Annotated in this window: 10 protein-coding genes; 2 read left to right on the top strand and 8 right to left on the bottom strand. The window is 68.7% G+C overall.

Annotation, left to right across the window (positions count from 1 at the left end):
• From V6V89_RS41685 to V6V89_RS11045, 3 genes are all read right to left on the bottom strand, one after another.
• The coding region (locus tag V6V89_RS41685) for a twin-arginine translocation signal domain-containing protein (RefSeq protein WP_442935115.1) at positions 1 to 99 on the bottom strand (99 nt) is incomplete at its 3' end.
• A gap of 8 nt (positions 100 to 107) precedes the next feature.
• On the bottom strand, positions 108 to 290 hold the full coding sequence (locus V6V89_RS11050; protein WP_334618946.1) for a hypothetical protein: 183 nt from the start codon (positions 288 to 290) through the stop codon (positions 108 to 110).
• A gap of 488 nt (positions 291 to 778) precedes the next feature.
• Positions 779 to 2,287, bottom strand: a complete 1,509-nt coding sequence (locus V6V89_RS11045) for a GDSL-type esterase/lipase family protein (protein ID WP_334618945.1) — start codon at positions 2,285 to 2,287, stop codon at positions 779 to 781.
• 916 nt (positions 2,288 to 3,203) lie between these two features.
• Between V6V89_RS11045 and V6V89_RS11040 the strand changes: the two genes are divergently transcribed.
• Positions 3,204 to 5,075 carry a carbohydrate-binding protein gene (locus V6V89_RS11040; protein WP_334618944.1) on the top strand — a complete coding sequence of 624 codons (1,872 nt, stop codon included), beginning with the start codon at positions 3,204 to 3,206 and terminating at the stop codon, positions 5,073 to 5,075.
• A 111-nt stretch (positions 5,076 to 5,186) separates the two neighbouring features.
• On the opposite strand, the gene V6V89_RS11035 is transcribed toward V6V89_RS11040, so the two are convergent.
• From V6V89_RS11035 to V6V89_RS11015, 5 genes are all read right to left on the bottom strand, one after another.
• On the bottom strand, positions 5,187 to 6,044 hold the full coding sequence (locus V6V89_RS11035) for a formate/nitrite transporter family protein (RefSeq protein ID WP_334618943.1): 858 nt from the start codon (positions 6,042 to 6,044) through the stop codon (positions 5,187 to 5,189).
• Between the two features lie 218 nt (positions 6,045 to 6,262).
• The gene (locus V6V89_RS11030; RefSeq protein ID WP_334618942.1) at positions 6,263 to 8,299 is read right to left on the bottom strand and encodes a translation factor GTPase family protein; all 2,037 of its coding nucleotides are present in this window, start codon (positions 8,297 to 8,299) and stop codon (positions 6,263 to 6,265) included.
• An 80-nt stretch (positions 8,300 to 8,379) separates the two neighbouring features.
• Positions 8,380 to 8,628 (bottom strand): hypothetical protein, encoded by a 249-nt coding sequence (locus V6V89_RS11025; protein WP_334618940.1) that lies wholly within the window; start codon positions 8,626 to 8,628, stop codon positions 8,380 to 8,382.
• Positions 8,629 to 8,640: 12 nt separating this feature from the next.
• Positions 8,641 to 9,318 (bottom strand): ABC transporter ATP-binding protein, encoded by a 678-nt coding sequence (locus V6V89_RS11020; protein WP_334618939.1) that lies wholly within the window; start codon positions 9,316 to 9,318, stop codon positions 8,641 to 8,643.
• An 11-nt stretch (positions 9,319 to 9,329) separates the two neighbouring features.
• On the bottom strand, positions 9,330 to 11,285 hold the full coding sequence (locus V6V89_RS11015; protein ID WP_334618938.1) for a hypothetical protein: 1,956 nt from the start codon (positions 11,283 to 11,285) through the stop codon (positions 9,330 to 9,332).
• Positions 11,286 to 11,486: 201 nt separating this feature from the next.
• On the opposite strand from V6V89_RS11015, the gene V6V89_RS11010 reads away from it, so the two are divergent.
• Positions 11,487 to 12,338: a sensor histidine kinase gene (locus V6V89_RS11010; RefSeq protein WP_334618937.1), complete on the top strand. Its 852-nt coding sequence runs from the start codon at positions 11,487 to 11,489 to the stop codon at positions 12,336 to 12,338.
• Positions 12,339 to 12,349 lie beyond the last annotated feature (11 nt).

Below are 12,349 nucleotides of genomic sequence, written 5' to 3'. Positions count from 1 at the left end.
GACCGGTGCGGCGTGTGCCTGCCAGGTACCGAGCAGGGCCGCGCCTCCCACGGCCGCCGCGCCGGCGGCGCTCGCCTTCAGGAACGTACGTCGTTGCATCGACACGATCACTCCTTGCGTGGGGTTTTGGGGTGGTTCGGCGGGCTTGCCGTTGCTGGCTGCCGTTGCTGGCTGCCGTTGCTGGCTGGCGGCGTAGCGGATCGGTGTGCCGCGTCCGGCTGGCAGGCGGTCTGGCGGCTCTGCGCGGTGTCCTGCCCCGGTAGCCGCTCCTGCACTGTGAGCGCTCCCATCGAGATGTATCAAAGGATGTTACCGCCGGACGTGTGGTTGTCAACTGATGGATGTCGAGTGCGTCATGGCTGCCCGGCGGGAGGTCGATGGCGGCTGTGGCCTGGTCCGAACGAGGTCACGGCGGACAGGCCGCTGCCGGCCGCCTGGTCGCGCCGCTGGGGTCGGCGCGGCAGCCCATTCATGCAGTCGAGTCTCGACGGCTATCGATTGACCGTCAGTTGTTCGGCCGGGACATGGTCTGATACCGCCGGACACTGGGAGCGCTCACGGGGCGACGGCCGACCGGCCACACGCGAGCGACAGCCAGTGTTGACCAGACCCCGGCGTTTGAATTGACGCAGCCGCGGGGCCGACGGTGACGCGGTCGGCTCCCGCCTTTCTCCCGATGTAGGCCGGTCTGTCAAAGGCGCGTGCCGGCGCGACCGTGGTCAAAACTCGACTTCCCGGGCGGCCCGGCGCGTCGTGCCGCGCCGGGCCGCCACGGGTGTCAGCGCAGGTAGCTGACCAAGGAGAGGTTGCGTTCGCGGATGCCTTGGACGACCAGGTCAGCCATCCTGGCGGCGCCGTACTCGGAGAAGTGGGTGTTGTCGGTGACGCCGTCGACCGACTGGCGCAGGAACAGCTGGGCGGAGTTGGTTGGGCCCATGGACTCGACCAGGGCCTCGCTCTTGGCGGTCAGGTCGATCACGGGCACGCCCAGCGAGGAGCCGAGGCTGCGCATCTCGGCCGGCAGGTTGACGCCGACACCGTTGATGTGCCGGGCGGTGGCGTCGAGTTGGTTGCCGTCGAACCGCCGCCGCACCGGTGGGGTGACCAGGACGGGTATGCCGCCCCTGGCGCGCACCTGGTTGATCATCGTGGTGAGGTTGCCGCGGAAGGTTGAGGCGGTCGTGGACTTGTCGTTGTGGCCGAACTGGATCAGCACCAGGTCGTTGCTTCTGATCAACGGTCGCATCGTGGGGAACAGCGCCGAGTTGCTCAGGAAGCTGCCCGAGCTTTCGCCCGAGTCGGAGTAGTTGGCCACTACCGCGCCGGCCGCAACGCGCAAGGGCAGCATCTGTCCCCACCCGGCCCATGGGGCGAGTATTTGATCACACACCGTGGAGTCCCCGGCCACGTACACCACGAGCGGATTACTCGCCGGCTGCACGGTGAGCCCTGACAGCTTGGGCGCGGAACCGGCGAACGTGATGGTCAGGCCGGAGGTGCCGGTGCCGCCCTGCCCGGTGGGCTGGGCTTCTGGCTGTCGCACGTTGATGGTGAAGACGTACTGCGTGATGGTGCCTGCGGCCGTGGCGACCGCCGGCAGGATCCGCCGGCGGGCCTCCACGGACATCGAGGTGTTGCCGGCCGAGGCGCGGTCGCCGATCCACGCGGTCACCGTGTAGTTGCCGGGGGAGACGGCGAAGTGGCAGGTGATCGGCGAACTCCCGGTGCACTGGGCGGGCCGGCCCGGCGGCGGCGACGTCGTCATGGTGGGCGAGGCGGTCGCAGAAGGCGAGGGCGAAGCGCCGACCTCGACGTCGAGATAGTCGATGTTGGCCAGCCCGGCGGCGGTGGTGGGGCTGAGCCGGATGGTGTTGCTGCCCGCGTTAAGCGACGCGGTCAGGGTCGTCGTGGCCCACGTCGTCCACGCGCCGGTGCCGTTGAACGCGGCGCCCGATTGCGCGACAGCGCCGTTGACGAGCACGTCGGCCGGTCGGTTGGCGGTCGTGCCGTTGGCGTACCGGACGGCGATGGTGGCGGTGCCGGCGGCGGACGCGGTCACGGTGAACTGGGCCGCCGCTCCCGCCGTGTTGTTGCCGTTGCAGAAGCCGCTACCGGAGTAGCCGGCGTGGTTGGACTCGATGACACCATCGCATGTGGCCGGCGCGGTTTCCGCCTCGTAGCGGGTCACCGCCGCGGAAGCCACCGCGGCGGTCAGCACCCCGGCACCCGCCACCGCCACCGCCGCGCAGGCGGAGAACAGCGCGACGCGCTGTCTGCGTGAAAGCATGATGATCTCCAGAATCGGATGATGACGAGACCCGCTACGGGGCCTGCAGGTGAGTGTTGGATGGCCGGCGCGCGCCACGGGCCGTGCAGCCGAAATGCGGAAGGACCGTGAGCGCTCACAGAAGCGCCCGCCGGCATGGGACCCGATGCTGATTACGTCGGTTTGTCCACCTGGGTAGTCGAGGTCATGGCTGTCTGTGAGCGCTCCCATCAGCGGCTGCTCAGTTAGTGTCGCGATCAAGCACTTAACTGTCAATCGATGCGCCTCGACTTGTCGGCGCAGCTGGCTCGTCGGTGGCCGGCGAACTTCCGGCTTGCATTCGGGACTTCATGCAGGCAGGGGATGGTCCCGATCGCGGCGCCGCACGTTGCCTCGGGGTGTGATGGGTTTCCAGGTGCCGGATGCGTGCACGTTGCCGACGGCGGCCCGGCCGCTGCGGCTGGCGGAGTTCGACGAGCTGCAAGGCATCCGCCAGGCGCCCGCACCTGCCGGCGTCGACGAAGACGCAGCCAGACGGTCGGGCGCGGAGCTGCGGTCAGCAGGATGCAGAGCGTCTCGGGCAGGCGCGGGTATCGACGGAGCTGCATGCTATGGGGTTGACATTTAACGTTTCAATCGATAGCGTCAGCGCTCACGGCGCTGTTGGAATACGTTTTCCGAGACCGTCCTCTTCTTCAGGAGCACGCCCATGTTTCCTGTGCCCTCGTTCCATCATCGTTCTTCTCGCTTCGCGGCCGTTTCTCGCTTGGTGGCCGGGGCTGCGGTCGCTGTTCTGGCGGCCGGCGCTGTCGTCGGGATTGCGGCTCCTGCCCGGGCTGCCAACACGACGTACTATGTGGACTCGGTCAGTGGTGTCGATACGAACAGCGGCCTTGATCAGTCCCATCCGTGGAAGAGCCTCAGCAAGATCAACGCGATGACCTTCGGTGCTGGGGACCGTATCCTGCTCAAGGCTGGCAGCACCTGGACCGGGCAGCTGTGGCCGAAGGGTTCCGGGGCGGCTGGTTCACCCATCGTGATCGACTCATATGGCAGCGGCGCCAAGCCCCGGATCAACGGCGCTGGTACGGTCGCCGATGCGGTACGCCTGTTCAACCAGGAGTACTGGACGATCCGCAACCTCGAGGTGACCAATACCGCTCCGTCGACCGGCACTGCCGGGGCCAACCTCGGCGACTTCCGCGGCATTCACGTCGGCGGCAACAACAGCCAGACCCTCGACGGGTTCGTCATCGACGCCGTCGATGTTCACGACGTCACCGGCCGGGTGAACTGGATCGGCGGCGACACGGCGGACAACAAGCCGGGCATCACGTTCCAGACCGGTTGGGACGCGTCGAAGAAGACCGGTGGGATCGTCTTCGACACCACCGTGCCGAACATCGCCGCGCCGCCGAGCACGCCGACCATCTTCAACGACGTGACGATCCAGAACTCGAAGATCTCCAACACCTCCTTCGCCGGCATCAGTGTCAAGCAGTACTCGGGCACGAGTTCGGGCGCGGTGGCGACCGGATGGGGCAACCGTGCCAGCGCGACGGACTCGAAATTCAGGCCGCATACCAATTTCACGATCCGCAACAACTACATCACCCAGGCCGGCACGGCGTACGGCTGTAACGGCATCTACCTCACCGACGTGCGCGGCGGCCTGATCGAACGCAATGTTGTGGACAAGACCGGCACTTCCGGCATCGAGACGTACTTCGCCGACAACGTCACGATCCAGTTCAACGAGGTCTTCGGTACCTCGAAGAAGGCGGGCGGCGCCGACTCCAACGGCATCGACGCCGACAAGGGCACCACCGGCCAGGTCGTGCAGTACAACTACGTTCACGGCAACGGCGACGGGATCCTGCTGTGCCAGTTCTCCTTCGGTGACGTCGTGCTGCGCTACAACGTCATCACCAGTAATACCCGCTACCAGATCTACCTGCACTCCGACGCCGCCGCCCGGGCGCAGATCTACAACAACACCATCTACAACGACGCCAGTGACTATCTGGTCTACGGCTACGGCAAGTACCTGAGTTCCACGTACGCCATCAGGAACAACATCCTCTACTCGACCAGGGCGAACGCCGCCCTCTCGACCAGTTCCACTGTCACCTACAGCCACAACCTCTACGGCGGAGCGACCCTGACCGTCCCGGGCGGAGACTCCAGGGCCGTCAGGGCGAACCCGCAGTTCGTGTCCGCCCCGATCAACGCGCCCTCGGGCACGGCCGCCACCGGTCCCGCTTTGGCCGCCGCGTACGAGCTCAAGGTCGCCGCGGGCTCCCCGGCGGTCAACGCCGGCCTGAGCATCGCCGGCAACGGCGGCCGTGACTATGAGGGGAACGCGCTCTACAACGGCGCCCCGGACATCGGCGCCTTCGAGCAGCCAAACAGCGGTGGCTCGGCTACTCGTTATGAGGCGGAAGCTTCGCCGGCGGTGTGCACGGGCACGATCGATACCAACTGGTCGGGCTACTCCGGCAGCGGGTTCTGCAACGGCAACAACGCTGTCGGTGCGTACGCGCAGTTCACGGTCAATGCGAGCACCGCGGGGACGGCGACGTTGAGCGTACGGTTCGCCAACGGGAGTACGACCGATCGGCCGGCTGATCTGGTGGTCAACGCGTCGACGCTGCAGACCGTGTCTTATCCGGTTACCGGAGCGTGGAACACCTGGGACACCAAGACGGTGACCATCTCGCTCGCCGCGGGCAGTAACACGATCCGGCTCAGCCCAACCGCGACCGGCGGCCTGGCCAACATCGACTACCTCGACATCACGACGCCCTAGCCACCGGATCTACAGAGTTGCTGGTCGTAGCGGGCCGGCCCGAGGTGGGTTCCAGGTGTAGACGCGGGCCGGAACGGCCGGATTTCATCGGCGTATCACGGGAACTTCGGCTCACTTGGCCGCGCGGGCGACCTCCGGCCGAGCCGGCGCTGGAGAGCCGGGGCGGCGGCGGGTCGCGGCGGTGCGGGCGTGGGTGGCATACACGGTGAGTCCCACGAAGGTCAGGCCACCGACGAGGTTACCGACCAGGGTGGGGATTTCGTTCCAGATGAAGTAGTCGGCGATGGAGAAGTCGCCGCCGAGCATGAGGCCAGAGGGGAACAGATACATGTTGACGATGGAGTGTTCGAAGCCCATGTAGAAGAAGACCATGATCGGCATCCACATGCCGATCACCTTGCCGGACACCGATGTGGACATCATCGCGGCGACGACGCCGGTGGAGACCATCCAGTTGCACAGAACGCCCCGGATGAACAGGGTGAGCATCCCGGCGGCGCCGTGGTCGGCATAGCCGACGGTGCGACTTTCACCGATCTTGCCGATTGCTTGGCCGACGTCGTTGGGGCCGGTGGAGAAGGCGTAGGTGAAGATGACGGCCATCATGAGCGCGACGGTGAGCGCGCCGGCAAAGTTGCCGACGAAGACCAGGCTCCAGTTGCGTAGTACGGACCGCAGTCGTACGCCCGGTCTCTTGTCGATCAGGGCGAGCGGGGCGAGGGTGAATACGCCGGTGAGCAGGTCGAACCCGAGCAGGTACAGCATGCAGAACCCGACCGGGAACAGCATCGCCCCGGCGAGGGGTTCGCCTGTCTGCACGGTGATGGTGATGGCGAAAGCCGCGGCCAGGGCGAGGATGGCGCCAGCCATGTACGCGCGGATCACGGTGTCCCGGGTAGACATGAAGATCTTCGCCTCACCGGCGTCGATCATCTTCGTGGCTAACTCTGCTGGCGTCACGTAGGACATGGCGTCGCTTCCGTCGGTTGAGGGGTCCTGCGGTGGCCGCGGGCAACCACCAGGTCGCCCAGGGCCGAGTTAACGTTCGCCGATTTTGCGTACGGTGGGTATCCCCCTTGCCGCCGACGGCAGTGTTAGCGCGGTGCCCATTAAGGTTCACCGGGTTTGCCCCGGTGGGTGTTGTGGATCCTCGGCGCGGAGTTTCCCCATTTCGGCAACGCGGGTCGTCAGCGCGGGACAGCTCGGAACCACGCCGTCCGGTCGCCCGGGTCCGGCCCACTGCGATCGAGTACGGGCGGGCGGTCGCCGGTGACCGGTGCGTGGTGGTCGAACCGGGTCACCAGGATGCCCTCGCCGCCGGTGAGGTCGGGCAGCGCCGCGGCGACCTGCGGCAGCCGCGACGACGGCAGGTTCCCGACCATCCGGGCGTATTCGCCAGCGGTCGAGGCGTCGAGGATCGCCGCACCCAGCCGGCCCAGCAGCGCCGTCACGGGACCGTGCGCGTGGTGGGGCAGGTCCAGCTCGAACCGGTCCACTGGATGGCACACCTGGGTGCCGGCCTGGCGCAGCGCCGCGGTCACCACGACCGGGCCGAGGTTGCGGAAGTCCGCCGCGATGCTCGAGACCGACTTGTCGAACTTCTGGTGCGGCTTGCTCTGGCGCGGCCAGTACTGAGAGGAGGTCATCGTCACCGTGCAGTCGGTCACCGGCCACCCGTACAGGCCTTGCCGCAGCGCGGCCCGGACGCCCTCCTCGGCGGCGGCGATGAACGCGGCCGGCAGACGGCCCCGCTCGATCCCCGGAAGGACCTCCACTCCATGTCCGACCGGCGCGGCATCGACCCGCAGTCCGAGCCCGGCCAGGTACGGGTTGTCCCGCTCCTTGATCCGGTCCTGCGCGGATCCGGTGCCAAGCACCCGTTCGATGCAGGCGGTCGCGGTCCGCGAGAAACTGGCCCGTACGCCGAACCTGTCCGCCAACAGCGCCCCGACCACCTGCTTCTGCACCTCACCGTGCAGGCTGATCACCGCCTCGCCCGCGTTCTCGTCGATCCGCAGGTCGATCAGCGGGTCCTCGTCGGCGAGCTCGGTCAGAGCGGCGAAAAGCGCCGTACGCTGCGCCGGGTCGACCGGCTCCACCTGGGCCTGCATGGTCGCGGGCGGAAAGCGGTGCAGACGCCGCCGCGGCGGGTCCCCGACGGTCTCGCCGATCCGTGCCGACGTACCCCGCAACGCCGCGATCTGCCCCGCCCGCACGGCCGGCCGCACCAGGACGCCGCCCGGCTCGCTGACCGCGATCTGCGTGATCCGCTCCGGCCGGAGCCCGGCGATCGCGATCCGGTCACGTACTCGCAACTGTCCCGACCACAATCGCACCCACGCCCGGCGGCCCTGCTCGTCACGGTCGACGGCGAAGACGGTCCCGGCCGGCGACCCGTCATCCGCACCGGCGTGGGGGAGCGCGTCGACCAGGACCCGGCACAGTTCCGGTACGCCGGCGCCGGTGACCGCCGAGCCACACACGACCGGGGTGAGCGCGTGCCGGCGTACCGCGTGCCGCAGCGCGCGGCGGACGGCGCCCGGACGTACCCGTTTGCCCGTCGACCACGCGGCCAGCATCGCGTCGTCGACCTCGGCCACCGCCTCCACCACCGGCTCGGCGTCGAGGGGCAGCGGTCGTACCTGGGCGTCGTGCCGCCCCTGCCGGGTCACGGTGCTGAGCATGACCAGGTACGGCGTGAGCCGGCGCCGCGCCGCGGCCAGCGTCCGGTCGACATCGGCTCCGGCCCGGTCGACCTTGTTGACGAACAGCACGGCGGGTACGCCGATCCGGCGCAGCGCCCGCCAGATCACCACGGTCTGCGGCTGTACCCCCTCGACGCTCGACACCACCAGTACGGCGGCGTCGAGCACGGCAAGGGAGCGCTCCACCTCGGCGATGAAGTCGGGGTGGCCGGGGGTGTCCAGCAGGTTGATGGTCAGGTCGTCAATGGCGAAGGAGGTCACCGCGGACCGGATGGTGATGCCGCGCTGGCGCTCCAGCTCCATCGAGTCGGTACGGGTGGTGCCGGCGTCGACGCTGCCGGGCTCGTCCAGGACGCCCGCCTCGAAGAGCAGGCGTTCGGTCAGACTGGTCTTTCCGGCGTCAACATGGGCGACGATCCCGAGATTCACGAACGGCAATGCGCAACTCCACGGCAGGACGGTCAAGGGTCCGGAGCGTGGAAGCTGCTCGCATGTCGTCTCCTCGGGCTGGGCCTGCATCGAGCCTGCATCGAGCCCGCGTGAAGGACCGCGGGCGCGAACGTCGCTTCATGCTGGCACGGCGCGCTCCAGCAGGCCACTCATTTCAGGGTGACGCCGGCAGCAGCGTCATGCCACCCGGAAGCCGCCCTCCGGGCGCGCGGCGAGGGCCAGCCGTAGGTCACCTGGATCAGCGCACGGTCCTGTCCCTCGGGGCAGGGCGTGCCCAGCCCGACGGAGATGCCGTCACCCAACGCCTCGATGTCGGCGGCCAGGGTCTGGTTCCTGGTGAGCGCCGCGTCGGCCTCGGCCGCCACGGCGCCGATCACGATCTTGGATGCCAGCGTCATGGGAACCCTTCCCTAGTGGACCTGCTGATCGACCGGTTGTGCAACAGGTCGCGAGCTGCCGATCACGTGCCGTGAGCCGCACGCCTCGATCATTTCGGAGTCGTGCGTGGAGACGATGACCGTGCGACCGTTCGCGGCGAACTCAGTGAACAGGTCGATGACCTTGCGCCGGTTGGCGGCGTCGAGCGACGCGGTGGGTTCGTCGACGAAGACGACCGCGGCCCGCTTGTAGATGGCTCGGGCCAATGCGAGCCGCTGCTTCTCACCGCCGCTGAGGTGGCTGGCCGCCTCGTGCTGGCGTCCCGCCAGCCCGGTCCGTTCGAGAACCTGAGCCAGCCGCTTCTCGTCACCGTTGGCCCGCTTGCCCAGCAGGCTCGACTGCATCGTGACGTTGAAGGCGACCGACTCCGCATCGATGATCCCGTAGTCCTGCAGCACGAACGCCGCATGATCACGCCAGAACCGGCGCCGCGCCGCCGAGCCGTACTTCGTCACGTCCTTCCCGTCGATCAGGATGCGGCCCCGATCGATCGGCAGCAGCAGCCCGAGGCAGTGCAGTAGCGTGGTCTTGCCGGACCCGCTCGGGCCGACCAGGGCGGTCATCGCCCCGGGCTCGCAGCGAACGAGCTCGCCGTCGAGCACGGGCCGCTCGCCGATCGCCACGCAAACGCCCTCGGCCTCAATCAGCATTGGAACTCCCATCAGATTCGACGCCTGCTGACGCCGGCGAAACACCAGTTCGCGGCTACCAGGTGGCTCAGCGGAACAACGAACACCCCGAACAGCGCGGCCACCAGCAGGGCCCCTGGCGCGTCGGGTCTGCCGAACACCGCGACGAGGGCCACGAGCGGTGCGCCGGCCAGCAACTGCCTGGCCACCCGACTCCGCAGGATCCGCGCCCATGACCGGCCGGACAGTCTCAGCGGGAAGTCGCGCTTCGCGTGCAGCACGGCGGTGATCAGCGCGCTGATCGCGGCCGCGACCGTGAAGGCGACGACCAGGGCGGCCAGCGCGAGATTCATCAGCCAGACCACGTACGCCATGAACTGCGCCCGCAGAATCCCCTCCTCCGCGACGTAGACGACGGTCAGCTCACCCTTCATCCCGCGTTCGCTCAGGGCGCCGGCGGACAGACCGTTGCGCTCGAGCAGCGTCTGCGTGGCCGCCACCCCGGTGAACAGCAGGTTCCTGGTCGAGACCATCGACGTCAGGTTGTGGTCATCGAACGTCTGCTGGAGGGACGGCACGACGGCGACCAGGACGTCGTCCAAGAACTGAAGGCTCCCGCCGCCGCCACCCTCGCCGACCGGCAGCCGGAATCCGTCGACCGGCCGCCGGTAGTCAAATCCCGACAGGATCTCCGCACCGGGACCCTGGCTTCTCGAGAGCAGCGTGAACGTCGCGCCGAACTCGCGGGTGACCATGGCCTTCACGCGGTCGTACGGCACTGGCGTGAGCACGTTCGGCGGCGCGTCCGTGGTCATCAGATCGAGCCATCGCTGGTTCACGAAGGTCACGGCCGAGTAGTCGCCGAGATCGCCGCCCCACAGGTCGTCCGAGAACGTGTACGAGTACGCGAGCGCGCCGGTTGACTCGGCGTCCTTGACCAGGTTGCCGATCTGGGGCTCGAGACCGGTCATCTCCTCATCGCCCATCCCGAACTGGACGGCGACCTGATCCGCGAGGTTCTTCCACTGCGCCATCTCGGCGGCCATGGCGGACGAACTGCGGTAAGCCGACCAGGCCGGCCCGGCCGCGGCCACCACCAGTAGGAACGTCAGCGCCTGGATGCCGACGGCGGCTGTGCGCAGGCTCTTCACCGCGGGCTGTCGGGTGGCCAGCATGGTGGCGCTCGGCCAGGCGGAGGCCGACATGGCGATCGCCACGAGCAGCGACACGGCGATGACCCCGACCTCCAGACCGGCCAGCGTCTTGACGAAGATGCCGACGTACAGCCGGCCGTGGAAAACGCCCACGTAGGCCGCGGCCGCGAGCGTGACGGCGGCCGCGGGAAGGAACAACGCGCCCGCGAACCCGCCCAGGTCCTGCGCCTGGATCCGCAGCGTGGGGCAGCCGCCGAGCACCCGGAGCGCGCGGCTTCGCGCCTTCATCGACAGCCAGAACAGCGCCAGCGCCGCGATGAGGGCGAACGCGGCCAGGACCGCCAGGCCGAAACCACCCTCGCGCATGGCGAACTTGATGCTGTCGGTGACGGACGCGTCGGTGCGGGTCACCCGCACGCCCGCGTTGCTCAGCCGGCTCTCGAACTCGCCCAGCCGGGCATTGTCGCCGGTCACGAGGTAGGACCCGTCGGGGGAGGAGTGGGCCAGCCGGCCCCTGCCGACGACCTTGCCCGCACCAGCGTCGTTGAACCATGAAAACGTCGCGGGCAGGCTCCCGTCGGTGACGGCGACGAAGACCCGTTCGTCGCCGTCACCGGCCTGGTCCGGTGCGATCCGGACCAGGCCCAGCTTCCAGTCGGCATCCATCCGCGTCAGCGTCTCGAACGCTTCCCGGTCGCCGAACTGCGAATCGCCAAAGTCCAGGCCCACCCTGCTCTGCGCGCCGATGGCCTGCGGAAAGTCCCGGTCGTGCAGATCGGTGACGATTGCCGCCACCAGAGCCAGCAGGGCGAACAACGCCCCTGCGACCACCATGACCACGCGCCTGTACAACGACCCTCCCGAGCGACCTCTGGACACTTTGGCGGGACGTGATGCCACCCGCGTACTCCAAACAACCACTCGCAGCGCGGCGGAACATCGGGCCGTGGGCGGCAAACCGGCGCCGTCCTCGGCCCTGGGGCCGTCAGACCGTGGTCCGATGCGGGCGCCCGGCAGAACGCTAGGCTTCACTGCATGATCGAGAGCCGGCGTCGCTCGCGTCGATCATGGTTGTGGCTGCTCCCGGCCGGTGTGCTGCTTGTGGTGATGGCCGCTGTCCTCGTGCTCGGGCTCAGCTGGCCGTTCGTCACCGTTCTGCTGCTCGGCTTCGCGGCGGTCTCGGTCTGGGCGATCGTCCGGCTGCGGGTCGAGCGGGCCGAGCACGATGCGGCGATGGCGCGCCGGGATGCCGCGGACGCGGTGCTTGCCGAGCGGCTGCGCCTCGCCCGCGACCTGCATGACATCGTCTCCCACGGCCTCGGCATGATCACCGTGCGGGCGGCGGCCGCCGCGCACCTGCACACCCGTAAGCCGGACGAGCAGGCGTTGCTGGCCGCCATCGAGGACGTGGAAGCCATCAGCCGGAAGGCGACGGTCGAGCTGCGCCGCATGCTGGACGCACTGCGGGAGGTCGACGACCGGCCCGCCCGCCACCCTACAGAGACCCTGGCGTCCCTGCCGGAGATCATCGACGGCGCCCGCCGCGCCGGCCTGCGCGTGGAGCTGCACCAGGAGGAGCTGGGCCCGGTGTCCCCCGGCGCTCAGGTGGCGATCTGCCGGATCGTCCGCGAAGGGCTGGCCAACAGCGCGCGCTACGCCGGCGCGACCACCGTCGACGTCTGCCTGGCGCGGACCCGGGCCGCCGTCAGCGTGACCATCAAGGACGATGGGCCCAACAGCGGCTGGGCCGCCCGGTCCGGCGCCGGGCACGGCCTTATCGGGCTGCGGGAGCGAGTGAGCAGCCTGGGCGGGACCCTGATGGCGGGGCCGCGGGCCAAGCACGACGGGTTCTGCCTCGAGGCCGTCATTCCCGAGGGAGCGGCGTGACCGGATCCGAT

The sequence above is a fragment of the Micromonospora sp. CPCC 206061 genome (genome assembly GCF_036906915.1).
Lineage (GTDB): Bacteria > Actinomycetota > Actinomycetes > Mycobacteriales > Micromonosporaceae > Phytohabitans.
The sequence above is the reverse complement of the archived record's forward strand: the minus strand, read 5'-3'. Positions and strand labels throughout refer to the sequence as shown.

Excerpts from the sequence above, each read along its gene's own strand:
- V6V89_RS11040 (WP_334618944.1), top strand. The coding sequence starts at position 3,204 with ATGACCTTCGGTGCTGGGGACCGTATCCTGCTCAAGGCTGGCAGCACC.
- V6V89_RS11015 (WP_334618938.1), bottom strand. The coding sequence starts at position 11,285 with ATGGTGGTCGCAGGGGCGTTGTTCGCCCTGCTGGCTCTGGTGGCGGCA.
- V6V89_RS11045 (WP_334618945.1), bottom strand. The coding sequence starts at position 2,287 with ATGCTTTCACGCAGACAGCGCGTCGCGCTGTTCTCCGCCTGCGCGGCG.
- V6V89_RS11035 (WP_334618943.1), bottom strand. The coding sequence starts at position 6,044 with ATGTCCTACGTGACGCCAGCAGAGTTAGCCACGAAGATGATCGACGCC.
- V6V89_RS11020 (WP_334618939.1), bottom strand. The coding sequence starts at position 9,318 with ATGCTGATTGAGGCCGAGGGCGTTTGCGTGGCGATCGGCGAGCGGCCC.
- V6V89_RS11010 (WP_334618937.1), top strand. The coding sequence starts at position 11,487 with ATGATCGAGAGCCGGCGTCGCTCGCGTCGATCATGGTTGTGGCTGCTC.
- V6V89_RS11050 (WP_334618946.1), bottom strand. The coding sequence starts at position 290 with ATGGGAGCGCTCACAGTGCAGGAGCGGCTACCGGGGCAGGACACCGCG.
- V6V89_RS11025 (WP_334618940.1), bottom strand. The coding sequence starts at position 8,628 with ATGACGCTGGCATCCAAGATCGTGATCGGCGCCGTGGCGGCCGAGGCC.
- V6V89_RS11030 (WP_334618942.1), bottom strand. The coding sequence starts at position 8,299 with ATGCAGGCCCAGCCCGAGGAGACGACATGCGAGCAGCTTCCACGCTCC.